General features: G+C 62.6%; 11 protein-coding genes and 1 pseudogene. 8 read left to right on the top strand and 4 right to left on the bottom strand.

The annotated features are described in order from the left end of the window. The first annotated feature begins 3 nt into the window (after positions 1 to 3). From AC3B5Q_RS04905 to AC3B5Q_RS04915, 3 genes are all read left to right on the top strand, one after another. The gene (locus tag AC3B5Q_RS04905) at positions 4 to 1158 is read left to right on the top strand and encodes an ABC transporter ATP-binding protein (RefSeq protein ID WP_103463203.1); all 1155 of its coding nucleotides are present in this window, start codon (positions 4 to 6) and stop codon (positions 1156 to 1158) included. A 40-nt stretch (positions 1159 to 1198) separates the two neighbouring features. Beyond that, entirely contained in the window at positions 1199 to 2542 is a 1344-nt protein-coding gene (locus AC3B5Q_RS04910; protein WP_021781910.1) for a carbohydrate porin, read from the top strand. A gap of 117 nt (positions 2543 to 2659) precedes the next feature. After that, on the top strand, positions 2660 to 3514 hold the full coding sequence (locus AC3B5Q_RS04915) for a D-hexose-6-phosphate mutarotase (protein ID WP_021781911.1): 855 nt from the start codon (positions 2660 to 2662) through the stop codon (positions 3512 to 3514). On the opposite strand, the gene hexR is transcribed toward AC3B5Q_RS04915, so the two are convergent. Beyond that, complete coding sequence (hexR, locus tag AC3B5Q_RS04920; protein WP_169774905.1) at positions 3507 to 4370, bottom strand: DNA-binding transcriptional regulator HexR; 864 nt, start codon at positions 4368 to 4370, stop codon at positions 3507 to 3509. The genes AC3B5Q_RS04915 and hexR overlap by 8 nt on opposite strands. Before the next feature lie 211 nt (positions 4371 to 4581). On the opposite strand from hexR, the gene zwf reads away from it, so the two are divergent. From zwf to AC3B5Q_RS04935, 3 genes are read left to right on the top strand one after another with little or no spacing between them, the layout of a single operon-like run. Continuing rightward, entirely contained in the window at positions 4582 to 6051 is a 1470-nt protein-coding gene (zwf, locus tag AC3B5Q_RS04925) for a glucose-6-phosphate dehydrogenase (RefSeq protein ID WP_103463201.1), read from the top strand. Continuing rightward, positions 6038 to 6751 (top strand): 6-phosphogluconolactonase, encoded by a 714-nt coding sequence (gene pgl / locus AC3B5Q_RS04930; protein ID WP_021781913.1) that lies wholly within the window; start codon positions 6038 to 6040, stop codon positions 6749 to 6751. The genes zwf and pgl overlap by 14 nt, the downstream gene beginning before the upstream one ends. Positions 6752 to 6768: 17 nt before the next feature. After that, on the top strand, positions 6769 to 7449 hold the full coding sequence (locus tag AC3B5Q_RS04935; protein ID WP_101196501.1) for a bifunctional 4-hydroxy-2-oxoglutarate aldolase/2-dehydro-3-deoxy-phosphogluconate aldolase: 681 nt from the start codon (positions 6769 to 6771) through the stop codon (positions 7447 to 7449). 405 nt (positions 7450 to 7854) lie between these two features. On the opposite strand, the gene leuA is transcribed toward AC3B5Q_RS04935, so the two are convergent. The 3 genes from leuA to xseA all read right to left on the bottom strand — a co-directional run bounded on the left by leuA (position 7855) and on the right by xseA (position 12172). Continuing rightward, complete coding sequence (gene leuA / locus AC3B5Q_RS04940; protein ID WP_021781914.1) at positions 7855 to 9528, bottom strand: 2-isopropylmalate synthase; 1674 nt, start codon at positions 9526 to 9528, stop codon at positions 7855 to 7857. Between the two features lie 433 nt (positions 9529 to 9961). Next, positions 9962 to 10789: a M23 family metallopeptidase gene (locus AC3B5Q_RS04945; protein WP_103463199.1), complete on the bottom strand. Its 828-nt coding sequence runs from the start codon at positions 10787 to 10789 to the stop codon at positions 9962 to 9964. A gap of 3 nt (positions 10790 to 10792) precedes the next feature. After that, on the bottom strand, positions 10793 to 12172 hold the full coding sequence (gene xseA, locus AC3B5Q_RS04950) for an exodeoxyribonuclease VII large subunit (protein ID WP_028698084.1): 1380 nt from the start codon (positions 12170 to 12172) through the stop codon (positions 10793 to 10795). Between the two features lie 425 nt (positions 12173 to 12597). Between xseA and AC3B5Q_RS04955 the strand changes: the two are divergent. Beyond that, positions 12598 to 12744: pseudogene (locus AC3B5Q_RS04955) on the top strand (sulfite exporter TauE/SafE family protein); the annotation flags it as partial. Between the two features lie 47 nt (positions 12745 to 12791). After that, complete coding sequence (locus AC3B5Q_RS04960) at positions 12792 to 13349, top strand: sugar ABC transporter ATPase (RefSeq protein ID WP_488392859.1); 558 nt, start codon at positions 12792 to 12794, stop codon at positions 13347 to 13349. Positions 13350 to 13429: the final 80 nt, after the last annotated feature.

Raw genomic sequence — 13429 nt, forward strand, 5'->3', positions numbered from 1 at the left:
GCCATGGCAACGCTCGAACTTCGCAATGTGAACAAAACCTACGGCAGCGGCCTGCCGGACACCCTCAAGGACATCCAGCTGTCGATCAAGGATGGCGAGTTCCTGATCCTGGTGGGGCCGTCGGGCTGCGGCAAGTCGACCTTGATGAACTGTATCGCCGGCCTGGAGCAGATTACCGGCGGCGCTATCCTCATCGACGAGCAGGACGTCAGTGGCATGAGCCCCAAGGACCGCGATATCGCCATGGTGTTCCAGTCCTATGCGCTGTACCCCACCATGAGCGTGCGTGAGAACATCGAGTTCGGCCTGAAGATCCGCAAGCTGCCCCAGGCCGCCATCGACGAGGAAGTGGCGCGGGTGGCCAAGTTGCTGCAGATCGAACACTTGCTGGCGCGCAAGCCGGCGCAGCTGTCCGGTGGCCAACAGCAGCGCGTGGCCATGGGCCGGGCACTGGCGCGGCGACCCAAGATCTACCTGTTCGATGAACCCCTGTCCAACCTCGATGCCAAGCTGCGGGTCGAAATGCGCACCGAAATGAAGTTGATGCACCAGCGCCTGAAGACCACCACGGTGTACGTCACCCATGACCAGATCGAGGCCATGACCCTGGGCGACAAGGTGGCGGTGATGAAGGACGGCATCATCCAGCAGTTCGGCACCCCGCAGCAGATCTACAACGACCCGGCCAACCAGTTCGTGGCCAGCTTCATCGGTTCGCCGCCGATGAACTTCATTCCGGTGCGTCTGGCCAGGCACGATGGCCGCTTGCTGGCGCTGCTCGACAGCGGCCAGGCACGCTGCGAGCTGCCTTTGGGGCTGGCTGCTGACGAGCTGGAGGGGCGCGAGATCATCCTCGGCATCCGCCCTGAGCAGATCGCCCTGGGCGCTGCTGACGGTAATGGTTTGCCGGGTATCCGCGCCGAGGTGCAGGTCACAGAGCCCACCGGGCCGGACCTGCTGGTGTTCGTCACGCTCAACCAGACAAAAGTGTGCTGCCGCCTTGCACCGGATGTGGTGTGCCGGGTGGGTGACACCCTCAACCTGCAATTCGACCCGGCCCGGGTGCTTCTGTTCGACGCCGACAATGGCGAGCGCCTGCACCTGGCCAGCACTGGCGCAACTGCAAAGGACAACGTGGCTCACTTCAAAGGCCGTTGACTCGTCTACACCATCAATAAGAAAAAGAGGACGCAAAGGGATGGAACAGCGCAAACGCATCAAGACACTGGGATCGTTGGCCTTGCTTGCACTTGTAGGCAGCAGCGGTACACAGGCTGCCGAGGCTTTTTCCAGCGAATCAAAATGGATGACCGGCGATTGGGGCGGCACCCGGACCGAGCTGCTGGACAAGGGCTATGACTTCACCCTCGATTATGTAGGCGAGGTGGCTGGCAACCTGCATGGCGGCTACAACGACGACAAGACCGCACGCTACAGCGACCAGTTCGCCCTCGGCGCGCATCTGGACTTGCAGAAGATACTGGGCTGGCATGATGCCGAGTTCAAGCTGGCAATCACCGAGCGAAGCGGTCGCAACCTGTCCAACGACCGCATCAGCGACCCGCGCGCCGGGCAGTTCAGCTCGGTGCAGGAGGTGTGGGGCCGTGGCCAGACCTGGCGCCTGACCCAGATGTGGATCAAGCAGAAGTACTTCGACGGCGCACTGGACGTGAAATTTGGCCGCTTTGGCGAAGGCGAGGACTTCAACAGCTTCCCTTGCGACTTCCAGAACCTGGCTTTCTGCGGCTCGCAGGTGGGCAACTGGGTGGGCGGCATCTGGTACAACTGGCCGGTCAGCCAGTGGGCGCTGCGGGTGAAGTACAACATCACGCCGGAGTTCTTCGTACAGGTCGGGGCCTTCGAGCAGAACCCTTCCAACCTGGAAACCGGCAACGGCTTCAAGCTCAGCGGCAGTGGCACCAAGGGTGCGATCTTGCCGGTGGAAGCGGTGTGGTCGCCCAAGGTCAATGGCCTGCCGGGCGAGTACCGCCTGGGTTACTACTACAGCACGGCCAAGGCTGACGATGTGTTCGACGACGTCAACGGCAACCCGCAGGCGCTGACAGGTGAAGCCTTTAAGTCGCACTCCAGCAAGCACGGATGGTGGGTGGTGGCGCAACAGCAGGTCACCGCCCACGGCGGCGACGTCAACCGTGGCCTCAGCCTGTTCGCCAACTTTACCGTGCACGACAAGGCCACCAACGTGGTCGACAACTACCAGCAGGTAGGGTTGGTCTACAAAGGTGCTTTCGACGCTCGGCCCAAAGATGACATCGGCTTCGGCGTGGCGCGAATTCATGTGAATGACGACGTGAAGAAGCGCGCCGAGTTGCTCAACGGCCAAAGCGGCATCAACGATTACGACAACCCTGGTTTCGTGCCGCTGCAGCGCACCGAGTACAACGCAGAGCTCTACTACGGCTTCCACGTTACCAACTGGCTGACCGTGCGGCCTAACCTGCAGTACATCAAGAGCCCTGGCGGGGTGGACGAGGTAGATAACGCGCTGGTCGCTGGCTTGAAGATTCAGTCGTCATTCTGAGGGCACTTGTTGTAAATTTACGCCAATCCATTATCGGTTCCTGGCACCCACTGGTCTGCAGTGGGTGTCGGGGATAGGCCGAGACAGCGCTATCTCGAACAACAAGAGCTCTGAACCATGCCCGAACATCCGCTCCATCGCTTCTTTTCCTCGCAGCGGCCACGGCCGACATTCGAATGGGAGCGTTACCAGCAGCGCGATGTCCTGATCATCGACCACCCCCGTTGCCAGGCGGTGTTCAGCCGCCAGGGCGCGCAGTTGCTGCACTTTCAACCGGCGGGTGAACGGCCGTGGCTGTGGTGCGCCGAACAGTGGCCGCAGGTGGGGGCGATCCGCGGTGGTGTACCGGTGTGCTGGCCCTGGTATGGCTGCCATCCCAGCGAAGACCTGTGGCCGGACCACGGCTGGGCGCGGCTGCTGGACTGGAAACTGGTGGACAGCCGTGAGGACGAGGAGGGTGTGACCCTGAAATGGCGGCTGGACCTGTGCGACTGGCAAGTCGACCTGCACGCCCGGCTAGGTAGCCGTATGGAGCTGAGCCTGAGCACCGAACATCAGGATAGCGAGCCCTGCCAGCTGAGCCATGCGCTGCTGGCGTACTGGCGCATCAGTGACGTGTCAGAGATAGCGCTGTCTGGGCTGGAAGACATTGAAGGCTACGACCGCCTCAACCGCCAGGCTTGCCGTGAAGATGGCGCGCTGAAGCTCAAGGGCGGCTGCCAGAAGGTCTACCCCGGTACGCCACGGGTGCAATTGCAGGACCCAGCCTGGCAGCGCGAGCTGTGCATCGACACCGGTGACAGCGACGACACCGTGGTCTGGCACCCTGGCAATCGCCCGCTGATGGGGGTGACGGGCCGCGAGTCGCAGCGTTTTGTCTGCGTCGAGGCGACCAGCGGCAGTGGCGAAGGCCTGAGCCTGGCGCCTGGGCAGCGTGCGCACCTGCGTTTGCAGGCGCACCGGCTCAGTTGAGTTCGTCGTCCTCGATCGGGTAGCGGCTGGCGTTGAGGCTTTCCTTGATCTTGCGCAGGTGGGGCTGGAAGTCCACGCCGCGGCGCAGGGTCATGCCGGTGGCTAGCACATCGAGCACGGTCAGCTGGATGATCCGCGAGGTCATCGGCATGTAGATGTCGGTATCTTCCGGCAGCGGGATGTGCAGGCTCAGGCTGCAGGCATTGGCCAGTGGCGAGCCTGCGGCGGTCAGGCCCAGCACCGAAGCGCCGTTTTCACGTGCCAGGCGTGCCACTTCGACCAGTTCGCGGGTGCGTCCGGTGTAGGAAATGATCACGAACAGATCGCCGGTGTGGGCGACCGAGGCCAGCATGCGTTGCATCAGCACATCGGCGTGGGCCGACACGGCCAGGTTGAAGCGGAAGAACTTGTGCTGCGCATCCAGGGCCACTGGAGCCGAGGCTCCAAGGCCGAAGAAGTGGATCTGCCGGGCCTGGATCATCATGTCCACGGCGCGGCTGACCTGCTGCGGGTCCAGTTGCTGGCAGGCGCTGTCAAGCGAGGCGATGGCGCTGGCGAAGATTTTCTGGGTGTAGGCGGCCGGGTCATCGTCGGCCTCCACCGCGCGGCTGACATAGGCGGCACCACTGGCCAGGCTCTGCGCCAGTTGCAGCTTGAGTTCGGGGTAGCCGCTGACGCCGAACGAGCGGCAGAAGCGGTTGACGGTCGGTTCGCTGACCTTGGCCGCCTGGGCCAGCGCAGCGATGCTGAAACGGGTGGCTTGTTGCGGGTTGAGCAGGATGACTTCGGCGACTTTGCGTTCGGCCTTGTTCAGCTCGTCGAGGCGGCCCTGGATCTGTTCCAGGAGGTTTCGCACGCGGTCCATGGGTGTGTCCTTGGGTCGGGAAGACAGCCGGCTGTGGGATCAGCAGGCTTTTTGCACGGTCGTCTATCGTACTGTCGGTGCGGTTGGCGTACCACTTGTCTGTAACACTAGTGTGTAATGTTGTGGTTTTTACTACATTATCCCTTGAAAACCGTGTGTGAAAGCGGTATTCCTAGACCAACTTTAGGAAAGAACCAACATCATGGCTGCAATCAGTGTCGAACCTTGCACCTTTGCCCTGTTTGGCGCCCTCGGCGACCTGGCACTGCGCAAGCTGTTTCCTGCGCTCTACCAGCTCGACCGGGCCAACCTGTTGCACCCGGACACCCGCCTGCTGGCCCTGGCTCGCGAGGCCGGCAGTGCGCAGGAGCACCTGGACAGTATCGAAGCCCACCTGCGCCGGCACGTGCCCGAGACAGACATCGAGCCTGCTGCGCTGGGGCGCTTCCTCGCCCGCCTGAATTACCAGCACCTGGACTTCCTTCAGCCCGAGGGTTACCAGGCCCTTGCCGAGCAACTGCCTGGCGAGCTGCCGCTGATCGCCTACTTCGCCACGGCGGCGGCGGTGTATGGGGCCATCTGCGAAAACCTCGACAAGGTCGGGCTGGCTGCGCGCACCCGGGTAGTGCTCGAGAAACCTATTGGCCACGACCTGGAGTCGTCGCGCCGGGTCAACGATGCCGTGGCGCGGTTCTTCCCTGAAAGTCGGGTCTATCGCATCGACCACTACCTGGGCAAAGAGACGGTGCAGAACCTGATTGCCCTGCGTTTCGCCAATAGCCTGTTCGAAACCCAGTGGAACCAGAATTCCATCTCCCATGTGGAGATTACCGTGGCGGAAAAGGTCGGTATCGAGGGCCGTTGGGGCTATTTCGACAAGGCCGGCCAGCTACGCGACATGATCCAGAACCACCTGCTGCAGTTGCTGTGCCTGATCGCCATGGACCCGCCCAGCGAACTGTCCGCCGATGCCATCCGTGACGAGAAGGTGAAAGTGCTGAAGGCCCTCGCACCGATCACCGGCGACGGCCTGAGCACCAGTGTGGTGCGCGGCCAGTACATTGCCGGCTATAGCGAAGGCAAACCGGTGCCGGGTTACCTGGAAGAAGACAACGCCAACGCTCAGAGCGACACCGAAACCTTCGTCGCCCTGCGCGCCGACATCCGTAACTGGCGCTGGTCGGGCGTGCCGTTCTACCTGCGAACCGGCAAGCGCATGCCGCAAAAACTGTCGCAGATCGTCATTCACTTCAAGGAAACGCCGCACTACATCTTCGCCCCGGAACAGCGTTTGCAGATCGGTAACAAGCTGATCATCCGCCTGCAACCGGACGAAGGCATTTCTTTACGGGTGATGACCAAGGAGCAGGGCCTGGACAAAGGCATGCAACTGCGCAGTGGCCCATTGCAGCTGAATTTTTCCGATGCCTGGCGCAGTGCAAGAATTCCGGATGCCTACGAGCGGCTGTTGCTCGAAGTGATGCGCGGCAACCAGAACCTGTTCGTGCGCAAGGACGAAATCGAGTATGCCTGGAAGTGGTGCGACCAGTTGATCGCCGGCTGGCGTAATGCGGGCGACGCGCCCAAGCCGTACGCTGCGGGCTCCTGGGGGCCAATGAGCTCGATTGCACTGATCACACGCGATGGGAGGGCGTGGTATGGGGATATCTGAACTGAAACTGCCAGCGGCCGTGAAGGCTCATGAACTGGCGGATGCCAAGGCACTGTCCGTGTCCTTGGCTCATGATGTGGCTGAGCGCCTGCGCGCAGCGATTGCCGCCAAGGGGCAGGCCTGCTTGGTGTTGTCTGGCGGACGCAGCCCGGTGCCGTTCCTGGAGAAGCTGGCCAGCGAGAATCTGGACTGGGCCAAAGTCATCGTCAGCCTGGCTGATGAGCGCTGGGTGCCGGTAGAGCACGTCGACAGCAATGCCGGCCTGCTGGCCCGTCACCTGTTGAAGGGCGCAGCCGCCAAGGCCCGCTTCGTTGGCCTGTACCACCAGGCGGAGAACCTCGATGCAGCTGCGCTCAAAGCTGACCAGGCCTTGGCTGAGCTACCGCCGATCGACGTGCTGGTGCTGGGCATGGGCGACGATGGCCATACCGCCTCGCTGTTCCCCGCCAGTCCCAACCTGGAAGCAGGCCTGGACCCGGCCGGCCCACGCCGCTGCCTGCCGTTGCTGGCGCCGAGCGTGCCGCACCAGCGCCTGTCGATGACCCGTTCGCTGCTGGCCAGTGCTGCCTTCATCGCGCTGTCTGTGCAAGGCCAGAGCAAACTCGCTACCCTGCGCGCCGCGCTGGCGGGCAACGACCTTACTGAAATGCCGATTCGCGCTTTTCTTCACGACCCCCTGGACATCTACTGGTGCCCATGAGCCAAGGATCCACAGTCATGACCACCCTTGAACGCCCGCAGCCCAAGCTCTCGATGGTTGATAAAGCCGCGCGGATCGACGCCATTTGCAAAAAGGCGCGCATCCTGCCGGTAATCACCATTGCTCGTGAGGAAGACATCCTGCCGCTGGCTGACGCCCTGGCCGCCGGCGGCATCCGTACCCTGGAAGTGACCCTGCGCTCACAGCATGGCCTCAAGGCCATTCAGGTGCTGCGTGAGCAGCGCCCGGAGCTGTGTGTCGGCGCTGGTACCGTGCTCGACCGCAGCATGTTCGCAGCGGTTGAGGCTGCGGGCGCGCAGTTCGTCGTTACCCCAGGCATTACCCAGGACATTCTCGAGGCGGGGGTGGACAGTGAAATCCCGCTGTTGCCGGGCATCAGTACGCCGTCTGAAATCATGATGGGCTATGCCCTGGGCTACCGCCGGTTCAAGTTGTTCCCGGCGGAGATCAGCGGCGGCGTAGCAGCGATCAAGGCCTTTGGTGGCCCATTCGGCGATATTCGTTTTTGTCCCACTGGCGGTGTAAACCCGGCCAACGTGCGCAACTACATGGCCCTGCCAAACGTGATGTGCGTGGGGGGGACCTGGATGCTCGACAGCAGCTGGATCAAGAACGGTGACTGGGCGCGGATCGAAGCGTGCAGTGCCGAGGCTATGGCACTGCTGGACGCCAACTGAATCAGTTGTGTGCTTTACGGCTTATGGGGCGCTTGGTCGGCGCCCCTTTTTTTTGCCTGGGATATTTGCATTGGTTGTGCTGATCTTTTCGCGGGTAAACCCGCTCCTACACCTGATCGGTGGTGGACACACACACATTGGTGATTGGGCACAGGCCGTTGTAGGAGCGGGTTTACCCGCGAAAGGGCCGGGCCTGCTGGCCAATATCCCTGGCCGTTCACCGTTGCCGTGGCCTCCGTATTCGCGGGTAAACCCGCTCCTACACCTGATCGGTGGTGGACACACACATTGGTGATTGGGCGCAGGCCGTTGTAGGAGCGGGTTTACCCGCGAAATGGCCAGTCCAGGTCAACAAAAAAAGCCCGCATCAAACGATGCGGGCTTTCTCATCCCTCATTCCAGGCTTCAGGCCGCCTTGGCTTCCTGCTGGCTCAGCGAGCGGTTCAGCGCGCTGAACAGGGCCTTGAAGCTGGCCGTGGTGATGTTCTCATCGATACCCACGCCATGCACCGGACGGCCACCGGCTACACGCAGTTCAATGTAGGCCGCGGCCTTGGCATTGGTGCCAGCGCCAATGGCGTGCTCGTTGTAGTCCATGATCTCTACGGCAACCGGCAGGCCAGCCACCAGTGCTTCCAGGGCGCCGTTGCCCTTGCCGCGCCAGTGCAGGGTGGTTTCGCCTTCACCGGCAACTTCCACTTCCACAGCGCTGTGGCCGTTTTCTTCCTGCAGGCGATGGCTGACCAGTGCGTATGGCGCGTTGGCCTGGAGGTATTCCTTGTGCAGCAGGCTGTAGATCTGCTGGGCGGTCATTTCCAGGCCCAGGCGGTCGGTCTCACCCTGCACCACCTGGCTGAATTCGATCTGCATGCGACGCGGCAGGCTGATGCCGTATTCCTGCTCAAGCAGGTAGGTGATACCGCCTTTGCCCGACTGGCTGTTGACGCGGATAACCGCTTCGTAGCTGCGGCCAATGTCGGCCGGGTCGATCGGCAGGTAAGGCACTTCCCACAGTTCCCCATCCTGCTGCTTGGCGAAGCCCTTGCGGATGGCGTCCTGGTGCGAGCCGGAGAAAGCGGTATGGACCAGGTCGCCCACATACGGGTGGCGTGGGTGTACCGGCAGTTGGTTGCACTCTTCGACCACCTTGCGCACGCCGTCGATGTCGGAGAAGTCCAGCAACGGGTCGATGCCCTGGGTGTAGAGGTTCAGAGCCAAAGTCACCAGGTCGACGTTACCGGTACGCTCGCCGTTGCCGAACAGGCAGCCTTCGGCACGGTCGGCGCCGGCCATGAGGCCCAGTTCGGTGGCAGCGATGCCGGTGCCACGGTCGTTGTGGCAGTGCAGGCTGATGATCACGCTGTCGCGGCGGCTGATGTTGCGGCAGAACCACTCGATCTGGTCGGCGTAGATATTTGGCGTGGACACTTCCACGGTGGCCGGCAGGTTGAGGATGATCTTGTGTTCAGGGGTAGGGTTCCACACCTCGATGACCGCGTCACAGACTTCCTTGGCGAACTCCATTTCAGTGGCGCTGAAGGTTTCTGGCGAGTACTGGAAGGTCCACTGGGTTTCCGGCTGCTGGGCGGCGTACTTGACGAACAGCTTGGCCGCGTTCACCGCGATGTCCTTCACGCCTTGCTTGTCCTGATTGAAGACGATGCGGCGGAACGACGGGCTGGTGGCGTTGTACAGGTGGACGATGGCCTTCTTCGCACCACGCAGCGACTCGAAGGTGCGGGCAATCAGGTCCTCACGTGCCTGGGTGAGCACCTGGATGGTGGTGTCATCCGGGATGTGGCCGTCCTCGATCAGGGTGCGCACGAAGTCGAAATCGGTTTGCGAGGCAGACGGGAACGAGGCTTCGATCTCCTTCACGCCAACCTGCACCAAGGTCTTCCAGAAGCGCAGTTTCTTCTCCGAGTCCATCGGCTCGATCAGCGACTGGTTGCCATCACGCAGGTCGGAGCTGCACCAGATAGGTGCCTGGGTGATGGTTTTCGACGGCCAGGTACGGTCAGGCAGGTCGATGGTCGGGAAAGCGCGGTACTTCTTCGAAGGGTCTTTGAGCATGGTCATGGAAGCAATCCTTTTGTGTGCGGCCGAGGTCGGGCCTGCCGAAGCGATAACGATATGAAGAGGCGAGGCGACGCGATTCAGCCTGGTAGTCGGGCGCTGACCAGGCAGAGGCTGCGATGTTGTCGGAGCAGGATGAGGGTGCTGAAGGTTTTCATGCCTTCAAACTTAACCAGTGGGGTAGGGGATGGCAAGCGTTCGGGAAAAATTGAGATAAATGCTTAAAAAAAGTAATCGGGCGAGATTTTATGGCTTGTATCTTCTGGGCGCTTATTGATTCTTGCGCAGTATTTTTCGATGGCGCAACGCAGTTGATCTGCTGTCGACTGTGCTGGCGTCTTCGCGGGCATGCCCGCTCCCACCAGTATCGCGCTGTGTCTGAAGGCTTCGCTGTACCTGTGGGAGCGGGCGTGCCCGCGAAGCAGACGCCGCAGTTTCAGGGCTGGAACGCGCCAATGAAAATCGCCGGGTCCACCCGCGCATCGTTCAGGCTGACGTTCCAGTGCATATGCGGCCCGGTCGCCCGCCCGGTCGAGCCCACGCGCCCGACCACCTCGCCACGACGCAGTTGCTGCCCGACCTGCACATCGATCTTCGACATGTGGCAGAACATGCTGATGAAGCCCTGCCCATGGTCGACGAACACCGTGCGGCCGTTGAAGAAATAATCCCCCAGCAGAATCACTTTGCCATTGGCGGGTGTCTTGATCGGCGTGCCCGCCGGTACCGCAAAGTCCAGCCCGGCATGCGGGTTGCGTTCTTCGCCATTGAAGAAGCGGCGCACGCCGAACTTGCTCGACAGCGGGCCGTTGACCGGCTTGTCGAGAATCAGGTTGCTTGGCAGGTTCGGGCTGAAACTGCGGTAGGCCTCGATCTGCTCGGCCAGCTCGCGGTCGATGCGCTTGAGGTCGGCCGGGTTAGGGTTGACCTGGCGGGTGTTCTTCAGGGTGATGCGCTGCTCAGGGTACTTCTTGCTACCTACGCTGAAAGGCAGGGTGCGCCCGCCCTGGTTCAGCACTGCGGTACCGGGCTTTTGGGTGAGCGGGATGCCGACGATGGCCAGCCAGTTGTCCTGCTCCTTCACCACCAGCACCGGCTTGCCTTCGAAACGGGCGCTGGGTGCGCTGGCGGCGGGGCCCAGGTCGACGACCGCCACGCCGCCGGGTACCGGTTTGTTCAGCGTGCGGGTGATATAGCTGGCCTGGGCGCCGCCGGCCAGCAGCAGCAGGGAAAGGGCAAGCAGGGGCGCGAGCATGCGGGGCATGTGTCAGTCCAGTAGTGAGAGGGTGACCGGGGTCAGGTGGTTGTCTTCGACGCGCACCAGCAGCTCGCCTTCGTTCAGGCGGGCAGTCAGGCGTTGGCCGTTGCGGGTCTGTTCGGCGCTGCGAATGGCCTGGCCTTGTTCATCCAGCAAAATGCTGTATCCGCGGGCCAGGGTGGCCAGCGGACTGACCACTTGCAGTGTCTGCAGCTGGGCCTGGAACCGCTGGCGACGGTCCTTGAGCACCTCACGCATGGCCCGTGGCAGGCGCTCGGCCAGGCTGTCCAGGCGCTGGTTCAGCAGTTTCAGGTTACGCCCCGGATGCTGCGCGGCCAGGCGGGCGTCCAGGCGTGCCAGGCGTTCGCGGCGCTGGTTGAGGTTGAGCATGAACGCGCGACGCAGGCGCATGTCCAGGTCGTCCAGGCGTTGAGCCTGCTGGCGCAAACGCTCGCCTGGGTGGCGCAGGCGCCGGGTGAGTGATTCCAGGCGCAGGCGGTCGTGGGTCAGGCGGTTCTGCATGCGCAGCAGCAGGCGCCGTTGCAGGCCATCCAGGCGTTGCCGAAGGCCGCTGTTGTCAGGGGCCAGCAGCTCGGCGGCAGCAGACGGTGTGGGCGCGCGCACGTCAGCCACGAAATCGCTGATCGACACGTCGGTTTCATGGCCCACGGCGCTGACAATTGGCGTGACGCAGGCGGCCACGGCACGCGCCACGGCTTCCTCGTTGAAACACCACAGGTCTTCCAGCGAACCACCACCACGCGCCAGGATCAGCGCATCGAAGCCGAGGCTGTCGGCCAGGCGGATGGCGCGTACGATCTGCGCGATGGCTTCGCGGCCCTGTACCGCCGTAGGGATCAGGTTCAGCTCCACCTGCGGGGCACGGCGGCCGAACACACTGATGATGTCGCGGATCACCGCGCCAGTGGGCGAGGTGATGATGCCGATGCGCTGCGGGTGAGCCGGCAGCGGCTTCTTTCGTTCGGTGCTGAACAGCCCCTCGGCACCGAGCTTTTCCTTCAGGGCCTCGAAAGCCAGGCGCAACGCGCCATCACCGGCGGGCTCGACGGTGTCGAGAATCAGTTGGTAGTCGCCACGTCCCTCGAACAGCGAAACCTTGCCGCGCACCCGCACCGCCAGGCCGTCGCGCAGCGCCTGGCGTACCCGCGTGGCGTTCTGCCGGAACAACGCGCAACGCACCTGGGCGCCGCTGTCCTTGAGGGTGAAGTACATGTGGCCGGACGCCGGGCGGGCGAGGTTGGAGATTTCGCCTTCCACCCACACACTGCGGAAAACGTCTTCCAGCAGCACGCGGGCGCGGCCGTTGAGTTGGCTGACGGTAAGGACCTCGCGGTCCAGGCCGAGTCGTTCAAAGGGGTCTCTGATCATGGTGGGCATGATACTGGGCTGGGTGAGTGCATGTCTTGGGGTTTGTGGTGCCTGTGAGATCGAGCGCCGCCCGCGCGGCGCATCGCGAGCTGCGCTCGCTCCTACGTTTGTTTCGGGCCAATTATTCCTGTGCCATTTGCGCGCGAACGCCTTGGCGCATGGCGCAATATCACGTCTTACAAACAAGGCGGTCGCGCGCGCCTGTCACAGGCGTTACTGGCCCGAAACAAACGTAGGAGCGAGCGCAGCTCGCGATGCGCCGCGCGGGCGGCGCTCGATCTCACAGGCACCAAAAACCCCAAGACATGCACCTGTTTGCCCCAGCGCAATCCTGCGACGAATACAAGGACTACCCAGGAACTCGGCACGATGCTCGCTCAGCTCTCCTCATGGCCATCGCTGGGGCCTACATTGTCTTCGGCATCGCCTACCTGCTGCCTATCATGTTCACTGGCCTGTGGGTAGGGCGTAGATTGACCAACCGGTTGTCCCGCGAAGCGTTCGTACGCCTGGTCACCTTGCTGGTGCTGGCCAGCGGCCTGGCGTTGATTGGTCGCTACCTGAGCGCCTGAGCGGTAGAATTGCGTCATTACCGGCGTTTCTCAGGCTTGTCCCGTTCATGAACACCCAGAGCATCATCGTTCCAAAGCTGTCTACCGTCCCGGTGCATGAAGCCCGCTCCCGCGCCATCCTGCGCTGGCTGGTGCGCGAAAAAGTCGTCGAGGAGCAACTGACCACCTGCGGTCGCACCGGCAACCGCATGGGCCATGCCCTGGCGGCAGGGGCGCGCAAAGTGGCCCTGCACCCGGAAAAACTGCCCTTCGGCGAGCCGGTCAACGGCCTGGAAGTGATGCTCAAGCGCTGCATCTACACCCCCACCGAAGGCTTCCTCGAAGAAGCCGGTTGCCCGGAGTGCCGGCGCGAGGTAGGCGAGCCGTTGTTCGAAAGCCTGGAAGAGTGGATGCCGGGAGTGAGCGACAACTTTACCTGCCCACTGTGCGGCTTCGAAGATGACATCAATGGCTTCATTTACCTGCAGCCATGTGCCTTTTCCAACCTGGGGTTCATCTTCAACAACTGGGGCGAGGCCGGGTTCACCCAGGCCTTTCTCGACAGCTTCGCCGACTGGCTCGACCAGCCGGTGGCCGTGGTGCAGGTAAAACTGCCACAAGCCTGACCGAAGGCCCTTATTTTGCATTGAGCGGCGCGCCATGCATGAGTATAATGGCGCGCTTCCATTTTTCCCGCCCGGGAGCC

Source organism: Pseudomonas sp. D5(2026), assembly GCF_057766845.1.

What these genes read in the sequence shown, in the direction of transcription:
- AC3B5Q_RS04905 (WP_103463203.1), top strand. Translation starts at nt 4, where the DNA reads ATGGCAACGCTCGAACTTCGCAATGTGAACAAAACCTACGGCAGCGGC.
- AC3B5Q_RS04910 (WP_021781910.1), top strand. Translation starts at nt 1,199, where the DNA reads ATGGAACAGCGCAAACGCATCAAGACACTGGGATCGTTGGCCTTGCTT.
- AC3B5Q_RS04915 (WP_021781911.1), top strand. Translation starts at nt 2,660, where the DNA reads ATGCCCGAACATCCGCTCCATCGCTTCTTTTCCTCGCAGCGGCCACGG.
- zwf (WP_103463201.1), top strand. Translation starts at nt 4,582, where the DNA reads ATGGCTGCAATCAGTGTCGAACCTTGCACCTTTGCCCTGTTTGGCGCC.
- pgl (WP_021781913.1), top strand. Translation starts at nt 6,038, where the DNA reads ATGGGGATATCTGAACTGAAACTGCCAGCGGCCGTGAAGGCTCATGAA.
- AC3B5Q_RS04935 (WP_101196501.1), top strand. Translation starts at nt 6,769, where the DNA reads ATGACCACCCTTGAACGCCCGCAGCCCAAGCTCTCGATGGTTGATAAA.
- leuA (WP_021781914.1), bottom strand. Translation starts at nt 9,528, where the DNA reads ATGACCATGCTCAAAGACCCTTCGAAGAAGTACCGCGCTTTCCCGACC.
- AC3B5Q_RS04945 (WP_103463199.1), bottom strand. Translation starts at nt 10,789, where the DNA reads ATGCCCCGCATGCTCGCGCCCCTGCTTGCCCTTTCCCTGCTGCTGCTG.
- xseA (WP_028698084.1), bottom strand. Translation starts at nt 12,172, where the DNA reads ATGATCAGAGACCCCTTTGAACGACTCGGCCTGGACCGCGAGGTCCTT.
- AC3B5Q_RS04960 (WP_488392859.1), top strand. Translation starts at nt 12,792, where the DNA reads ATGAACACCCAGAGCATCATCGTTCCAAAGCTGTCTACCGTCCCGGTG.